The 15957-nt window shown below is 67.7% G+C and carries 11 protein-coding genes and 4 pseudogenes; 11 read left to right on the top strand and 4 right to left on the bottom strand.

Annotated features, from left to right (window positions below):
• Positions 1-45: 45 nt before the first annotated feature.
• Both B1A87_RS09965 and ybaK read left to right on the top strand, forming a co-directional pair.
• Positions 46-507: a SufE family protein gene (locus B1A87_RS09965; protein ID WP_185982295.1), complete on the top strand. Its 462-nt coding sequence runs from the start codon at positions 46-48 to the stop codon at positions 505-507.
• 16 nt (positions 508-523) lie between these two features.
• Positions 524-1057 carry a Cys-tRNA(Pro) deacylase gene (ybaK, locus tag B1A87_RS09970; protein ID WP_078029718.1) on the top strand — a complete coding sequence of 178 codons (534 nt, stop codon included), beginning with the start codon at positions 524-526 and terminating at the stop codon, positions 1055-1057.
• Here the strand turns inward: ybaK and B1A87_RS09975 are convergent.
• Positions 1054-2301 carry a S9 family peptidase gene (locus B1A87_RS09975; RefSeq protein WP_139362930.1) on the bottom strand — a complete coding sequence of 416 codons (1248 nt, stop codon included), beginning with the start codon at positions 2299-2301 and terminating at the stop codon, positions 1054-1056. The genes ybaK and B1A87_RS09975 overlap by 4 nt on opposite strands.
• 179 nt (positions 2302-2480) lie before the next feature.
• Here B1A87_RS09975 and B1A87_RS09980 point away from each other — a divergent pair, with 179 nt between their 5' ends.
• The 9 genes and pseudogenes from B1A87_RS09980 (at position 2481) to B1A87_RS10020 (ending at position 12705) form a co-directional block, all read left to right on the top strand.
• Positions 2481-2972, top strand: coding sequence for a hypothetical protein (locus tag B1A87_RS09980; protein WP_078029716.1), 492 nt, complete (start codon positions 2481-2483; stop codon positions 2970-2972).
• A 14-nt stretch (positions 2973-2986) separates the two neighbouring features.
• Entirely contained in the window at positions 2987-3454 is a 468-nt protein-coding gene (gene msrB, locus B1A87_RS09985; RefSeq protein WP_078029715.1) for a peptide-methionine (R)-S-oxide reductase MsrB, read from the top strand.
• Positions 3455-3600: 146 nt separating this feature from the next.
• Positions 3601-5013: a DUF6421 family protein gene (locus B1A87_RS09990; RefSeq protein WP_078029714.1), complete on the top strand. Its 1413-nt coding sequence runs from the start codon at positions 3601-3603 to the stop codon at positions 5011-5013.
• The gene (locus tag B1A87_RS09995; protein ID WP_078029713.1) at positions 5010-5795 is read left to right on the top strand and encodes an SDR family oxidoreductase; all 786 of its coding nucleotides are present in this window, start codon (positions 5010-5012) and stop codon (positions 5793-5795) included. Before B1A87_RS09990 ends, B1A87_RS09995 begins: the two co-directional genes overlap by 4 nt.
• A gap of 21 nt (positions 5796-5816) precedes the next feature.
• Positions 5817-6932, top strand: a complete 1116-nt coding sequence (locus B1A87_RS10000; RefSeq protein ID WP_078029712.1) for a low specificity L-threonine aldolase — start codon at positions 5817-5819, stop codon at positions 6930-6932.
• A 71-nt stretch (positions 6933-7003) separates the two neighbouring features.
• A pseudogene (locus B1A87_RS10005) lies at positions 7004-7727 on the top strand (DUF3000 domain-containing protein).
• A gap of 58 nt (positions 7728-7785) precedes the next feature.
• Positions 7786-9099, top strand: a complete 1314-nt coding sequence (locus B1A87_RS10010) for an HRDC domain-containing protein (RefSeq protein ID WP_078029710.1) — start codon at positions 7786-7788, stop codon at positions 9097-9099.
• 160 nt (positions 9100-9259) lie between these two features.
• A pseudogene (locus B1A87_RS10015) lies at positions 9260-10552 on the top strand (thiolase family protein).
• Entirely contained in the window at positions 10549-12705 is a 2157-nt protein-coding gene (locus B1A87_RS10020) for a 3-hydroxyacyl-CoA dehydrogenase NAD-binding domain-containing protein (protein ID WP_078029708.1), read from the top strand. The pseudogene B1A87_RS10015 and the gene B1A87_RS10020 overlap by 4 nt, the downstream one beginning before the upstream one ends.
• 33 nt (positions 12706-12738) lie before the next feature.
• Here the strand turns inward: B1A87_RS10020 and B1A87_RS23305 are convergent.
• The 3 genes and pseudogenes from B1A87_RS23305 to B1A87_RS10035 form a co-directional block, all read right to left on the bottom strand.
• Positions 12739-13808 (bottom strand): annotated as a pseudogene (locus tag B1A87_RS23305) (hypothetical protein).
• Positions 13809-14040: 232 nt separating this feature from the next.
• Positions 14041-14831, bottom strand: a pseudogene (locus tag B1A87_RS10030) (TIM barrel protein).
• Positions 14828-15949, bottom strand: a complete 1122-nt coding sequence (locus B1A87_RS10035) for a Gfo/Idh/MocA family oxidoreductase (RefSeq protein WP_078026804.1) — start codon at positions 15947-15949, stop codon at positions 14828-14830. Before B1A87_RS10035 ends, B1A87_RS10030 begins: the two are co-directional and overlap by 4 nt.
• Between the last annotated feature and the right edge of the window lie 8 nt (positions 15950-15957).

The following is a 15957-nucleotide window of genomic DNA, read 5'->3' on the forward strand; positions in this document are numbered from 1 at the left end:
GTAAGAAAGGGCCGCGCCGGGGCAAATTTGCGTAAGCTGGAAGGGATGAGTACTTATGCACTGCCCACCGCGCTGGCGGAGATTGTCGATGACTTCCAGGCACTGACCGAGCCTGACCGGCTTCAGCTGCTCCTGGAGTTTTCCCGTGGCCTGCCCGAACTGCCGGAGCGGCTCCGGGATCACCCGGAGCTGCTGGAGCAGGTGGTCGAGTGCCAGTCGCCACTGTTCCTGACGATCGAGGCTGAAAAGGACGACGACGGGTCCCCCGCAGCTTTCCGGCTGTTCTTCAAGGCCCCTCCCGAGGCGCCCACCACGCGGGGATTCGCTGGCGTGCTCCACGAGGGCCTCGACGGCCTGACGGCGCAGGAGATCCTGGCCGTGCCGGACGACATGCCGGAACTGCTGGGGCTCACGCGGGCCATTACGCCGTTGCGGATGCGCGGGATGACGGCAATGCTGGGCCGCATCAAGCGCAAAGTGGCCGCGTCCGCCCGGCTCCAAAGCTAAGCGGTCCCAACCGGCCGTGGCCCGCAAGAACACCTCGCAGGGAACGCCTGCCACAGCCGCCCTGGCTGCGGCAGGCGTTTCCTTCGGCCTGCATCCCTACACGCACGACCCCGCCGCCGCCAGTTACGGACTGGAAGCCGCGGAAGTCCTGGGGATTGACCCGGCCAGGGTCTTCAAAACGCTGATGGTCGAAGTCGACGGCCGGCTCGCCGTCGGCGTCGTTCCGGTGAGCGGAAACCTTGACCTGAAGGCCATCGCGGCGGCCCTCGGGAGCAAGAAAACCGCCATGGCCGATCCTGCCGCGGCTGAACGTCGGACGGGCTACGTCCTGGGCGGCATCTCGCCGCTGGGCCAGCGCCAGCCCTCCCCCACGGTGGTAGATGACAGCGCGCTGGCGCTGACCAGCATCCTGGTGTCCGGCGGCCGCCGCGGGCTTGATATCGAGCTCGATCCCCGGGACCTGATCCGCCTCACGGGCGCCGTCACTGCCCCGATCGGCACGGCCCCAATCAGAACGCCCGGCGGCAGGACCGCCAGCCGGCCGCTCTAATCCTGCAGGTCCCGTTCGGCTCCAGGCTGGTCTGACCCCTGGCCGGGCGCCTGCCCCGGATTCAACTTTGGCGCGAGCTGCTGTTGCAGCCAGGCTTTGACCAGGCTTTCCCAGCGGCCCGGATCAACATTCCATTCCTTGGTGTGCCTGGCCTGCTCGAACGCCTCGAACGTCACCATCTCCGGATTCCTTTCGGCCAGGAGTGCCGAGGGCCGGTACGGGACATATTCGTCGTCCACACTGTGAACAATGAGGGTGGGTGTCCGCAGTTCCACTGCCCTGGACACCCAGTCCATGGACTTCAGGTCCACGGGTGCGGCCAGCCCGGTCAGGCGGCGCCCCAGCCGGTGGCCCATCATGAGCTGTCCGTACCGGCCGACGCCGGACGGAATCCGGTTCAATTCGGCGTGATGGGCCAGCACATTGACCCAGTCGATGACGGGCGCGTCCAAAACCATGGCCCGGATGACCGTCCGGTGCTTTGAGAGATCGGCGGTCTGCAGGCAGATGGCACCGCCCATGGACCAGCCGAAGAGCACCACATCCTTGGCCCCGTTGGCGAGCGCGAAGGAGATAGCGGCGTCGATGTCCCGCCACTCGGTGGACCCCAGGCCGTACCTGCCGTCGGGTGCCGAGGGCGCCAGTCCGTCGTTGCGGTAGGACACCAGCAGGCTGGAGAGTCCCAGCTCGCGGGCAGCCCGGACGGCCCGGAGGCCCTCCTGCCTCGTTGCACCGCGGCCGTGGACCATGATGGCCCACGTCCCGGAGTCGGGCTCGGCCCTGATCAGCCAGGCCGGAGCGGTTCCGCCGTCGACCTCGATGCCGACTTCTTCGGACGCCAGCCCGACGGCGGGGGGATCCGGATAGACGGCGCCGCTCCACCAGCCGCGCCGGGCCTTCGCGAGGTCGCCGCTGTAGACCGCCTCGACCTCGCGGAGCACCGTCCGCTCGGCCGGCGAATAGGACACGATCCTGCCGATTCGGGCGTGGCCGCTGCCGCCGTCGAAGTAGAGTCCGTAGACGCCGTCCAGGGTTGTGTCCGGCGTGGCGGCCAGAATGACCTGCAGCCCGCGGCCTTCCCTGATGACCGCCAGCACTTCCTGGTCGGCGGGTCGCGCCCGCGACGGGGTGAGCACGCGCCGGGCGAAGTACAGCGCCAGCGCCGACGAACCAGCTCCAAGGAGTCCGGCCGCGGCGCCGCCCGCGATGACCCCGCCCACTGTCCACTTGGCCCTCAGCGTCATCCTGCTGTCTTGGGGGCCGGCCGCCGGCTGCTGACCGATGTCAGGAACCAGATGGCGCTGCAGCGCTTTGGGAAGTGTGAAGGAGGAGTCCATGGCACCATTCTCGCCGGAGCGGGCGTCCGAGGCACATCGGGTGGCAAATGCATGCGGGGGCGGTTCCTCGGGACTAGGCTGATGGCATGAGCGATCCAATCGTCATTCTCACAGAAGAGCCGCTGGGTGCGGACGACCGCGTCAACATCGAACGCCTGGTGGACGGAGGTGATGCGCGCCTGGTAGTGCTGGTGCCTGCCAATACGGAACGGCACCTGCTGGTGGACTTCCTCGAGAACCTCTCAATGCTGGACATCGCGAAAGCCTTCCGCGAGCTAACGGCGCACGCCCCGGACCCGGACAAGCAGCGGGCGGCTGCGACGGAAACCCTGGCCACATCGCTCAGTGCACTCGAGGGCGTGGGCGGCGGAGTTTCGGGTGAGGTAGTGGATGGCGAAGCGGTCAACGGCCTCGTGACCAAGGTCAAGGAACTTGGAGCCGCGCAGGCTGTGGTCATCACCCGGCCGCACGCAGTGGCGGACACCTTCCACACCGACTGGGCCAATAAAGCCCAGGACCGGCTCGGGCTGCCGGTGCTGCACCTGTATGCCGGTTCGGGATTTATCGGCGACTCCTGAACGTTGACAAAGCTATGAACACTCCAGACCAAGCTGACAGCACCAACACCACGGACGCCGGAAATCCGACCGTCGCCCGGGACGACGAGGACTGGCGCAGGGAACTGACTCCCGAGGAGTACCGCGTGCTGCGCCAGGCCGGCACGGAACGCCCGTACACAGGCGAGTACTGGGACACGCACACGGCAGGCGTCTATCATTGCCGCGCCTGCGGGGCTGAGCTTTTCACCAGCAACGAGAAATTCGATTCGCACTGCGGCTGGCCGTCCTTCTGGGCGCCGCTGGCTGAGGAACGCGTACGGTACATCCACGACCGCACCCTCGGCATGGAACGCATCGAAGTGCGGTGCTCAAACTGCGATTCCCACCTGGGGCACGTCTTTGAGGGCGAGGGCTACGGCACGCCTACGGACCAGCGCTACTGCATCAACTCGATTTCGCTGAAACTGGTCCCTGCCGACGGCACCGCAGGCGACTCCTGAGGATATGCGCCGGCTGCACCTGACGCGGCGTAATCGGACCCTTAGCCTTACAGTTTCTTATGCTAATGCCGATAATGAATTAGGAACTCTGGCTGCTTGCTACGCTCGGCGTAGACGCTCAGGCAACCAGAAAGGCGACGCCGAAGATGACAATCACCGCAACCACCGCACCCGCCACGATCACCGCTGACCACCCCGAGTGGAAGCGGCTGAAGGCTTCCGCCACGGCGCTCCGGGCGCTCCAGGTGCAGGACGGTTCCGTTCCGGAAAAGGCCGACCACGCGGCCGCGGCCAGCCATGTCGCTGCCATCGTCGATGCCGTTCAAACCCTTGCCCCGGCCTTCCCACACGATGCCGGCTACCTTGAACTGCTGGTCCGCGACTTCGGCCGCTGGGCGGAAGCCGGCTTCGGCGTTCCCGACTTCCTGGACTCCCTGCTCGCGTTCCAGCCGCAGGTGCACCGCGAAAACGGGCTCCAGCACCTTGTGGTCTTCCCCATGTACACCCAGAACGGCAGCAGCAGCCGGCTGGTGGAAGCTGTGCTGATCGAGGTTGTCTGGCCCGAATTCATCGCCGGCCTGGAACAGGGCGACTACTCGAACAAGCTCTTCGTCCCCATCCGTTTCCTGGACTTCACGCCGGGGTATGACACCAACTCGGCGGTGCTCTTTCCTGAGACCGTGGCCGTCCGTGAGACCCCCAAGTTCACGTGGGGCGCAATCTTCGCAGACCGCGAGGCCGCCCGCTTCCGCCGCGTCCTTCGTGCCGCCGCGGACATCACGGGCCTTGAACTGCCGGCCGACGCCGCCGAGCTCCTCGGGGACCAGGGGCTCACCCAGGAAACGTTCGTGATGTGGGACCTGATCCACGACCGCACCCACATGCGCGGCGACCTGCCCTTCGATCCGTTCATGATCAAGCAGCGCATGCCGTTCTTCCTGTATTCGCTGGAGGAGCTGCGCTGCGACCTGACCGCCTTCCGGGAATCCGTGAAAATCGAGAAAGACGAAGAGGCGGATCCAGAAGCCCGCCGGCACGCGAAACTGGTCCAGTACGCCGTCATCTTCGACCGCATTTTCCGCTTCGCGATCACGGGCAGCCGGGTGCGCAACTACGACGGACTCGGCGGCCAGCTGCTGTTCGCCTGGCTGCACCAGCACCGGGTGCTCCACTGGACCGACAGCCGCCTCAGCATCGACTGGGAGGAAGTTGCCGCGGTCGTCGTCGAACTCGGCGCTCGGATCGACGAGCTGTACTGGCGTTCCATCGACCGGCCCAAGACGGCCCACTGGCTGGCCGCGTATGAACTCATCTCTGGCACCGTCACGCCCAATCCGGCCTCCGTTTGGGCCAAGGGCCCCGGGGCCCTCCCCCTCGACGGACCGCCCCGCGGGCTCACTGACCGGGTGCTGGACGACGAGTTCCCACTGTCCATGTTCTACGAGGCACTCGAAAAGAAGATGCGGCCCGTGATCGAGTCAACCGCCGGCATCACCGGAACGTCGGACCCGGCTGGCTCAAGCACGGGTCCTGTGGCGACGCCGATGACCGCCGGATGACCGCCGGCAACGGCCTCGTCGTCCTGGTCACCGGCGGCAGCGGCCCGTCGGGAATAGCTGTGGCAGGGGCACTGCGGCGGGCGGGCTTCACCGTCTTCACCGTCGGTTCGGACCAGGCGAGGATTGAGGCCGCCGCGGCCCAGGCCGGTGCCGGCGTCGTCCCGTTTACCTGCGATCTCGCCAGCCTCCCTGCGGTCCGCGAACTTCACCGGACCCTCGCCCGGACCGCGGGGAGGATCGACGGCGTCATCCACCTCGTCGGCGGCTGGCGCGGGGCCCAGGGCATCACCGACCAAAGCGACGAGGACTGGGACTTCCTCGAGCGCAGCGCCGTAACCACGCTCAGGAACGTCACCCGCGTCTTCTACGGGGACCTCGCGGCCTCGGACAGCGGGCGCTTCGCCATGGTGTCGTCGACGGCGGTCGGCCAGCCCGCCGCGGGCGTCGCAAACTATGTGGCAGCCAAGGCGGCTGCCGAAGCCTGGACCATGGCAGTGGCGGACGGGTTCCGCAGCAACCAGGCCGGAGACCCGGACGTCCCCGGCAGCCCCAAACTGAACGGCCCCCCCAAACTGAACAGCGCCGCCGTCGTGTTCGTGGTGAAGGCCCTGGTGGACGCCGGCATGCGAAGCCGGCAGCCGGAACGCAAGTTCCCGGGCTACACCGACGTCGAGGACCTGGCGTCCGCCGTCGTCGGGCTTTTTGGCCAGTCCGCCGCGGAACTGAACGGGAAGCGGCTGCCATTGACCCCTGGCCCGGCACCATTCGCCGGAACTACCTAGACTGAAAGCGTGACCAAAGCGATGACAACCACAGTTGAAACGACCGGCAACGGCACCATGTCCCGGCTGCACGACGCCACCGTGCGGGGATTCGCCTCCGACAACTACTCCGGCGTCCACCCGGAAGTGCTTGCTGCCCTGGCGGCCGCCAATGAGGGGCACCAGGTGTCCTACGGCGAAGACGACTACACGGCGCGGCTCCAGGAACTCATGGAGGAGCACTTCGGCGAAGGCATCGAGTGCTTCCCCGTCTTCAACGGCACCGGGGCCAACGTGCTCTCGCTGCAGTCCCTGCTCCCCCGCTGGGGTGCCGTGATCTGCGCGTCGACGGCCCACATCAACATGGACGAGAACGGCGCCCCGGAACGCATCGGCGGCATCAAGCTGTTGCAGGTTCCCACGCCGGACGGCAAGCTGACGCCGGAGCTCATTGACCGTGAGGCGTGGGGCTGGGGTGACGAGCACCGGGCCCAGCCGCTGGCCGTCTCCATCACCCAGACCACTGAGCTGGGCACGTGCTACACGCCGGAGGAAGTGCGGGCGATCGCCGAGCACGTCCACGCCAAGGGCATGAAGCTGCACATGGACGGCGCCCGGCTGGCGAACGCGGCGGCGCACCTGGAGGTTCCGCTGCGGGCCTTCACCCGCGACGCCGGCGTGGACATCCTGTCCTTCGGCGGCACCAAGAACGGCCTGCTGTTCGGCGAGGTGGTGGTGGCACTGAATCCGGATGCCGCCCACGGCCTGCTCTTCCTGCGGAAAATGAACATGCAGCTGGCGTCCAAGATGCGCTTCATGTCCGCGCAGTTCATCGCGCTGCTGGAGGGCGATCTATGGCTGCGCTCGGCCGCCCACGCGAACGCCATGGCCGCCAGGCTGCGATCAGCGGTGGACGCCATTGACGGCGTCGAACCCACGCAGAAGACGGAGTCCAACGGCGTCTTCGCCATCCTGCCCGAGGGCGTCGCGGACAGGCTGCGGGAATCCTTCCGCTTCTACGACTGGAACGAGGCCGCCCGGGAGGTCCGCTGGATGTGCTCGTTTGATACGAGCGAGGAGGACGTCGATGCGTTCGTCAAGGCCATCAAGCGGGAACTGGCCAGCCACGGTACGGCGTCGACGGCGGGCGCGCAGTAGCATGCACGTGATTGCATGAGCCGGCGGCGAGCCTGCCGCCGGCGGCGGATTCTATTGCGTACCCTGCGAATGTGAACGCACTTGCCCAGGTTCCCTCGGATTTCCTTCACGCCTTGGGAACGCTCCGGAAAGCACGATGCCGCAGCGAGTTGCGCCTGGACGAGATTCCGGCACCCTCGCGGCTGGCACCGTTTGCCGTGGCCCTCGGCGCCGAGGTGATTGTTCCCACCGGCGGCACCGGCGACTACGCGGCCGTGCACCTGTCTCTTATACACATCTAGATGTGTATAACGGCCCCGCGGCCATGGCGCTTATACACATCTAGATGTGTATAAGAGACAGGCGCTGGCCCGCTCCGCGGCAGCAGGCGACGACCCCGACGGCGATGAACTCGCCACCGGCAGGTTCATCCTGCTGTACGACCCCGACGGCTCGGCCGTCTGGGACGGTGAGTTCCGCATCGTTACGTACATCCGCGCCCAGCTCGAGGCCGAGATGGGCAACGACGAGATGCTCGGCTCCGTGGCCTGGACATGGCTCGTGGAAGCCCTGGAAACGCACCACGCACCGTACCGCGCGGCCGGCGGAACAGCCACGCGCGTGCTGTCGGAAAGCTTCGGCACGCTGTCCGGGCGGCCGGGCTCGATCGACATCGAACTCCGCGCCTCCTGGACCCCTGCGAGTGCGGACATCCAGGCCCATCTTGAGGCCTGGTCCGATATGGTGTGCACGTTCGCCGGCCTCCCGCCGCTGCCCGACGGCGTCTCCGCACTACCCCGCAGGCGCCGGAACTAGCGGGCGCCGCCTGTGCCGAATCCGTCCGCCGGCGTGCTGCCGGTAAACTAGGGGCATCATGACCCCTCAAATTCCGGAAAACACCACAGCCGGCGCTCCGGCTGCTGAAACCGCACCCCACATTACGGTGGAGGGCTTCGACAGCCTCGTTCCCGTTGTCATTGATCTGGATTCGCCCCGCGACGGCGTGCCGCTGGTCATCGAAACCCAGGCGGGACTGGAGCGCTGCGCGGCCGCAATTGCAGCCGGCACCGGCCCCGCGGGTGTCGATGCGGAGCGGGCGTCCGGCTTCCGGTACGGCCAGCGGGCCTTCCTGGTGCAGATCCGGCGAGAGGGATCCGGTACCTGGCTCATCGATCCCGAACCATTCGAGGACCTTCGGATCATCAACGATGCCCTCAAGGGCGTCGAATGGATCCTGCACGCGGCCAGCCAGGACCTCCCCTGCCTCTCGGAGCTTGGCATGTGGCCGGACAAACTGTTCGACACCGAACTCGCGGCACGGCTGGCGGGGCTGCCCCGCGTGGGGCTCGCCGCGGTCATCGAGCAGCTGCTCGGATTCGGCTTGGCCAAGGAACACTCCGCCGCCGACTGGTCCACCCGCCCCCTGCCGGAGCCCTGGCTCAGGTACGCGGCCCTCGACGTCGAGGTCCTGACGGAACTGCGCGAGGAACTTATCGAACTGCTTGAGGCAGACGGGAAGCTTGAATTCGCCGAGCAGGAGTTCGCCGCCATCCTTTCGGCGGGACTCGCGCCGCCGCGCGTCGATCCCTGGCGCAAAACGTCAGGCCTCCACCAGATCAGGGACCGGCGCCAGCTTGCCGCCGTCCGTGAAATGTGGCTCGAACGCGACGCCCTGGCCCAGAAACGGGACGTCGCTCCCGGCCGGCTGATCCCCGATTCGTCCCTCGTGGCCGCCGCCAAGGCCATGCCGGCAACGGTCCCGCAACTCCTGGGCACCAAGGGCTTCCACGGCCGGGCCGCCCAGCGCGAGGCTCCGCGCTGGCTCCGCTGTATCTCGACTGCCCGGTCAATGGAGGACCTTCCCCCGCTGCACCTTCCCACCAACGCCCCGCCGCCGCCGCGTGTCTGGGCCGACCGCGACCTTGCTGCCGCGGAGAGGCTCTCCACTGCGCGGCCGCTGCTGCAGAAGAAGGCCGAGGAATTCAATCTTCCGTTGGAGAACCTGCTGACCCCGGACTTCCTGCGGCGCATCGCCTGGCGCCCTCCGGCCGAAATCAGCGAGGCTGCCGTTGCCGCCGACCTCCGGGGCCTGGGCGCCCGGCCATGGCAGGTCGAACTGGTCACACCCCTCATCACCGAAGCATTCCTCCACCCGCAGCCGCTGCCGCCGAAGGAAGCCAAGACCTAGGCGGCCGCGCCTGCGGCCGGGCTTCCTTTTCGCCGTGTCCGCCGCGCCGCAGGCTCCTTGCACCCAATGTTACTGGCGAGTAACATAGGGCTCACTGTCGCCCGGATCCGCGCTGACCTCGGTCAGGATCCGGCATCAACGTCTCAATGAGGAGCAGCACGTGAGCCAACACCGAAGCAGCGGAAATCAACGCACTGTCCGCGACGTCGTCTTCGTGGACGGCGTGCGCACGCCTTTCGGCCGCGCCGGCGAGAAGGGCATCTACGCAGGAATGCGCGCTGATGACCTCGTGGTCAAGTGCATCCGCGAGCTAATGCGGCGCAACCCCGCCCTTCCCGCCGAACGCGTCGACGAAGTGGCGGTCGCCGCAACCACGCAGACCGGGGACCAGGGCCTCACCATCGGCCGGACCGCCGCCCTGCTGGCCGGCCTGCCGCGCACGGTGCCCGGCTTCGCCATCGACCGCATGTGCGCGGGCGCCATGACGGCCGTGACCACCACCGCCAGCGGCATCGGTTTCGGCGCCTATGACGTCGTCATCGCCGGCGGCGTGGAACACATGGGGAACCATCCCATGGGCGCGGGCGCCGACCCCAACCCCCGCTTTGTGTCCGAACGCCTCGTGGACCCCGCCGCGCTCAACATGGGCAACACTGCCGAAAACCTGCATGACCGTTTTCCGCGCATCACCAAGGACCGCACCGACGCATACGCGGTGGCGTCCCAGAACAAGCTGGCTGCCGCGTACAGCAACGGGGTGATCCAGCCGGACCTTGTCCCTGTGGCCACCATGAAGCCGGGCCAGGGCTGGACCGTCAACACCGTGGACGAGCCGCCGCGGCCGGGCACCTGTCTCTTATACACATCTAGATGGGTATAAGAGACAGCCGTTCCGGGCCCACGGCCGGGTGACGGCCGGCAACGCAGCAGGACTTAACGACGGCGCCACCGCCGCGCTGCTGGCGTCCTCCGACGCCGCCGCTGAACTGGGCCTGCCCGTCAGGATGCGGCTGGTCAGCTACGCCTACGCCGGGGTGGAACCGGAGGTCATGGGATCGGGCCTGTGCCCTCAACCGAGAAAGCCCTGGCCAACGCCGGCCTGGACATCGGCGACATCGGCCTGTTCGAAATCAACGAGGCATTTGCAGTGCAGGTCCTGAGCTTCCTGGACCACTTCGGGATCGCCGACGACGACCCCCGGGTCAACCGCTACGGCGGCGCCATCGCGGTGGGCCACCCCCTCGCATCGTCGGGCGTCCGGCTCATGAACCAGCTGGCCCGCCAGTTCCATGAGGATCACTCAGTGCGCTACGGCATCACGGCCATGTGCGTCGGCCTTGGCATGGGTGCCACGGTCATCTGGGAAAACCCGCATCACGCAAACTACAGCGGCGCCGACCGGTCAGACATCGCCGATTCCGCTTCCACCTCAACCGCAGGAGCCTCAGCATGAGCGCCGCAGATTTCCGCAAGCTTGCCGACCTTTTCCCGGATGAGACGGTCACCCATTCCTATGTGCAGGATATCGAGCTGCCGGCCGTGGGCGGCGACACCAGTCCGGGCGTCCTCGCCCTGATCACGCTCGACAACGGGCTGGACCACACCAAGCCCACCACGCTGGGACCCAACACCCTGGTGGAACTCGGGACCGTGCTCGAGGGCCTCAGGGAGCGGGCCGCCAATGGCGAGATTGTCGGCGTCGGAGTGACGGGCAAGCCGCATTACCTGGTGGCCGGCGCGGACCTGTCCGCGGTGAAGTCACTCAACAGCCGGGAGCACGGGCTGTGGATGGCGCAGCTGGGTCACGACGTCTATGCGACCCTGGCCAACCTTGGCGTTCCCAGCTTCGCCTTCATCAACGGAGTGGCCTTGGGCGGCGGGCTGGAGATCGCCCTGCAGTCCACATACCGCACCGTGTCGGCCGCCGCCGGGGCGCTGGCCCTTCCGGAGGCCTTCCTCGGCCTGGTTCCGGGCTGGGGCGGCGTCTATATCCTGCCCCGGCTCATCGGTCCGGAAAACGCCGTCCGGGTGATGATCGAGAACCCGCTGAACAACAACCGCACCCTGTCAGGGCCCGAGGCCGCCAAGCTCGGCATCGCGGACGCGATCTTCGAACCGGCAGACTTCGTGGAGCAGTCGGTTGCCTGGGCCGCGGGAGTCATCGCCGGCATCATCACGCCGGAACGGCAGTCCGCCGTCGACCCGTCCAGCCCCGAAGTGGCCGGCCGCTGGGCCAGGGCCGTGGCGGCCGGCCGCGCGTTCGTGGAATCCAAGACGTCCAACGCCTCCCCCGCACCGGCCAAGGTGCTGGACATCATGGAGGCCAACCGGACCATGGGCCAGGCGGAGTCCGCCGCGCTGGAATGCGAAACCCTGGCCGGGCTCATGCAGTCAGACGAGTTCCGTTCCACGGTCTATGCGTTCCTGGACCTCGTGCAGAAGAGGTCAAAGCGCCCCGCCGGTGCCCCGGACCGCAGACTCGCCCGGCCGGTCACCAAGGTGGGCGTGGTGGGCGCAGGGCTGATGGCCAGCCAGCTGTCCCTGCTGTTCGCCCGGCAGCTCAAGGTTCCGGTGGTCATGACGGACATTGACCAGGCCCGCGTGGACAAGGGCGTGGGTTACGTCCATGCTGAGGTGGACAAGCTGCTCGGCAAGGGGCGCATCAGCCAGGATGCGGCGAACCGGACGAAGGCCCTCGTGACGGGATCGGTCTCCAAGGAGCCTTTCGCGGATGCCGACTTCGTGATCGAAGCGGTGTTCGAGGAACTCAACGTCAAGAAGCAGGTTTTCGCGGAACTCGAGGCCATCGTCTCTCCCGACTGCGTCCTCGCGACCAACACGTCCTCGCTGTCCGTGACAGCCATGGCCGACGGCCTGAGGAACCCGGAACGGCTGGTAGGTTTCCATTTCTTCAATCCGGTGGCCGTCATGCCGCTGCTGGAAATCGTGCGCGCGCCGAAGACGGACGATGCCGTGGTGGCCACGGCTTTCGAGCTGGCGAGGGGGCTGAAGAAGACCGCGGTCCTGGTCAGGGATGCCCCGGCCTTCGTGGTCAATCGGATCCTCCTGAGGCTGATGGGCGAGGTCACCGCAGCGTTCGACGAGGGCACGCCGGCGGACGTCGCGGATAACGCCCTGCGGCCCATGGGTTTGCCGATGACTCCGTTCGACCTGGGCGCGATGGTGGGGCTGCCGGTGGCCCAGCACGTCCAGGAATCGCTGCATGCCGCGTTCGGCGACCGCTTCAGGGTTTCGCAGAACCTGCAGAAACTGATCGACAACGGCGTGCGGTCGCTGTGGTCGCCGGCCGCGGACGGCGGCAAGGAAATTCCGGAATCGACGCTGGCGCTGATGTCGTTCGGAACGTCGCCGTCGACTGCGGACGAGGTCCTGCGCCGGACGCAGGACGCCCTGGCCGAGGAGATCGCCCTGATGCTCGACGAGGGCGTGGTGGCCGGGCCGGAGGACATCGACCTCTGCATGATTCTCGGGGCGGGCTGGCCGATGTTCCTCGGCGGCATCACCCCGTACCTGGACCGGACGGGAGCATCCGAGCGCGTCACGGGCAAGAGGTTCCTCGACCCGGGCGTGGCATCCCGAGCATAGATTCTGCCGCCGCCGCACCGCCTGTGACAATGCTTAGGCTGCCCGCGCATCTTTGAGGTGCGCGGGTTTGAGCGATTTGGCGTGATGCAGGAGTTGGCGTTTGCGCCGGCCGCTCGTGGGCAGTGCGGTGTCCTGCAGGGCAGCACTAGCCAACGCAGCTTCGGTGAGCCGTGTGTGGTCGTGGTGACGGATCGGTGCCTCGCAGTAGGGCGTGCGGCAGGTGTGGTCGCGGGCCCGGATGACGCGGCGCAGCCCGGCCGGGAAGAGCCTGGCACGGGAATCCATGGCCGTGAGTTCCCCGGTGCCCGGGGCGGTGTACAGCCGCCGCAGCCAGACATCCACAGTGGCGTTCCCCGTGGCGGCTTCCGCGCTGAGTGCGCCTTCCGCGATATGTGCGTCTTCCGCAGCGGCTGGCCGGCCCTCCCTTGCCGCGGCGTCCCGGACGGCTGCCCGGACCCAGGCGGCAGCGACGATGCCGTAGCCAGGGAGGCGGGCGGGTTCGGAGTCGCCCTGGAGGAGGGTGCGGTCGGTCATGACGAGCTGGATCTCGATGCCGGTGATCCCGCCCGGCGTGCCGGTGATCCGTTCGACGAGGTCATCGGCCATGATCTGCCCGCGGGAGCGGCCGTCTCCCGTCCCGGCGAGGGTGTCCGCGTGCCGGGTAAGGGCGGCGTGGACGGCGACGCCGGGTGACCGGGAGCAACGCGCCATTCGTTCAGTTCCCCGGCGCTCAGCGCAGCCAGGGTGCGGGGCATCTCCGTCACCAGGGCCCTGGCCAGGCCCAACAGCCGGGACCCGCGGGCCGGGGATTCACGCCGGGCCAGCGCGATCTGCGCCCCCACGCCCTGGCCGCGTTCATCCGCCGGGACCCCCGCCGCGGCCTGCGCGCGGCGCTGGCCGACGTCGAACCCCACCGCGATCCGGGCCTGCAGCGCGGCCGCGGCGGACTTCAGATCCTCCAGATCCCGCACCTGATCAATCATCCCGGCACCGCCGCCGTGACAGGGGCGGATGCCGGCCAGGGACGCGATCAGGTCCCGCACACTCGTGCCGGCTCCCGCCGCCACTTCTCGATCCTGTCCCGATTCCCCCACGCCTCCCATACCTGAAGTCTGCCAGCGACCACTGACAAAAAACGGCGGCCACGGAACTACAAATCCGAACCCTGAACCCTGAATCCCGATGGGGGAGCAATCGGGAGGCTGTGACCGAGCCAGTTCCTTCCCAACAGAAGGCCGGCGCACTCGGCCGAGCCAGTGGTCCGCCCGCGCGCCGATGAGGAAATGGCGCGGGGGCGGCGCTTCTGCGAGTCCAGGACCTGGCGTCGACCCGACGTCAGTCCGCGAAAGCCGCCCGGAAGGCGGCGAGCGCCGCATCACCCGCCGCCGGGCTTTGACCCCGGCAGCGCCGGCCTCCAGGCCGATGACACCGGAATAGCCGGCATCACTGAGGGCCGTTGCAACGGCACGGTAGTTGATCTCGCCGGTGCCCGGTTCGAACCGCCCGGGGACGTCGGCGACCTGGATCTCCCCGATCCAGGGCAGCGCGGACCTGACAAGTTCGATCAGGTTTCCCTCCCCTATCTGGGCGTGGTAGAGATCCAGCATCATCTTCACGTTCGGATGGTCCACGGCGGACACCAAAGCCATCGTGTCCTTGGCCCGGGCCAGCGGTATACCCGGATGGTCGAGGATCGTGTTCAGGTTTTCGAGGGCAAACGTCAGCCCGTGTTTCTCCCCCAGCACGGCCAGCCGTTCCAGGGTGCGCAAGCCGGTCAGCCACATCTCGCCGGTGGACCGGTGAATCGGCCGGACCGCGAGGCCGCCTTCCCCGAGTTCGGCCGGATGCACCACCATCCGCTCCACGCCGAGTTCCAGCGCCGCGGGAATGAGCTTCTCCGCCGAGGCGAGCACTTCGTGAGCGCCGTCCGGGTCAATGAGGCTGCCGCCGAAGTAGCCACTCATGGAAGAGAACCGGGCTCCGGTGCCGGCCAGGGCCGGGATGTCCCGACCCCGGGTGTCCCAGAGCTCCACCTCGAAGCCCTGCCCGTGAATTTGCCGTACGCGTTCGATCAGGGGCAGCTCGCCGTAGACCATCTCGGCACAGACGGCCAGGCGGAAGCTCATGCGCCGTCCCCCACCGGATGGAGTCCGGGCTCAGCGGCCCGCAGTTCGGCGACCGAGGCAACATCGACCGGCAGCCCGGTTTCAGCAGAACGCAGGGCCGCAAGTGCAACCGCCAGGGCATTGCGGGCATCGGTTCCGCCCGGGCCCGGTGTGGCTGGGCCTTGCACGCCGTCGCGGCGTGCTTTCACGGCGTCGACGAAGTGGGCCAGCTCCGCCGTGTAGGCGTCATGGAATAGGTCCACATTCAGCCGCACCGTGTCGGCACCGATACCGGCGGCGGTGTAGCTCGTCGCACTGGTGGCCTGCGGTCCGCCGGCGGTCACCATGCCGGCGGATCCGAACACTTCACCGCGCACGTCGTAGCCGTAGAGGGCGTTGAAGTTCGCCTCCGCCACCGCGATGGCGCCGTTGCTGTAGGTCACGGTCACAACTGCCGTGTCCAGGAAGCCGCCGTCCTTGGCTTCCGGGGCCACGAGCGCGTCAGCGACCGCGTGGACGCGGACCGGAACGGCACCGGGATTCAGCCAGTTGAGGGTGTCAAAGTCGTGGATCAGGGTTTCCAGGAAAATCGTTCCCGGCGGTGTACGGTCCGGGTTTGCGATTCCGGCCGCACTGCCGGGATCCCGCGTCAGGGACCGGAGCAACTGCGGGACTCCCACGCTGCCGCCGTGGATGAGCTTGCGGGCCGCGGCGAAATCGGCCGCGTAGCGGCGGTTGAACCCGAACTGAACGGTGATCCCGGCGGATTCGGCTGCCTCCAGGGCTTCATCGAGTTCCTCAATTGTGCGTCCGCCGGGCTTTTCGCAGAACACGTCCTTCCCGGCCCGTGCGGCGGCCGCGATCAGGCCGGAGTGGAACCGCGCCGGGGCTGCGATGAGGACGGCGTCGATCTCCGGATCGCTGATCACATCGGCGGGGTCGGCACTGATCTTGCCGACCCGGAGCCTGCCGGCCAGTGCCTCGACGGCGGGAAGGGAAGGATCCGCAATCGCGTCGAGGCGGGCGCCGGGTATGCGGTGCGCAACAGACTCGGCGTGGAAACTTCCGATCCAGCCTGCGCCGATCAGGGCGACGCGGACAGGCCGGTCTTCACTGACCGGATGCTGAAGGTAACTCATGAATACTC

The sequence above is a fragment of the Arthrobacter sp. KBS0703 genome, assembly GCF_002008315.2.
Taxonomy (GTDB): Bacteria; Actinomycetota; Actinomycetes; order Actinomycetales; family Micrococcaceae; genus Arthrobacter.

Excerpts from the sequence above, each read along its gene's own strand:
- B1A87_RS09965 (WP_185982295.1), top strand. The coding sequence starts at position 46 with ATGAGTACTTATGCACTGCCCACCGCGCTGGCGGAGATTGTCGATGAC.
- B1A87_RS09975 (WP_139362930.1), bottom strand. The coding sequence starts at position 2,301 with ATGACGCTGAGGGCCAAGTGGACAGTGGGCGGGGTCATCGCGGGCGGC.
- B1A87_RS09980 (WP_078029716.1), top strand. The coding sequence starts at position 2,481 with ATGAGCGATCCAATCGTCATTCTCACAGAAGAGCCGCTGGGTGCGGAC.
- msrB (WP_078029715.1), top strand. The coding sequence starts at position 2,987 with ATGAACACTCCAGACCAAGCTGACAGCACCAACACCACGGACGCCGGA.
- B1A87_RS09990 (WP_078029714.1), top strand. The coding sequence starts at position 3,601 with ATGACAATCACCGCAACCACCGCACCCGCCACGATCACCGCTGACCAC.
- B1A87_RS09995 (WP_078029713.1), top strand. The coding sequence starts at position 5,010 with ATGACCGCCGGCAACGGCCTCGTCGTCCTGGTCACCGGCGGCAGCGGC.
- B1A87_RS10000 (WP_078029712.1), top strand. The coding sequence starts at position 5,817 with ATGACAACCACAGTTGAAACGACCGGCAACGGCACCATGTCCCGGCTG.
- B1A87_RS10010 (WP_078029710.1), top strand. The coding sequence starts at position 7,786 with ATGACCCCTCAAATTCCGGAAAACACCACAGCCGGCGCTCCGGCTGCT.
- B1A87_RS10020 (WP_078029708.1), top strand. The coding sequence starts at position 10,549 with ATGAGCGCCGCAGATTTCCGCAAGCTTGCCGACCTTTTCCCGGATGAG.
- B1A87_RS10035 (WP_078026804.1), bottom strand. The coding sequence starts at position 15,949 with ATGAGTTACCTTCAGCATCCGGTCAGTGAAGACCGGCCTGTCCGCGTC.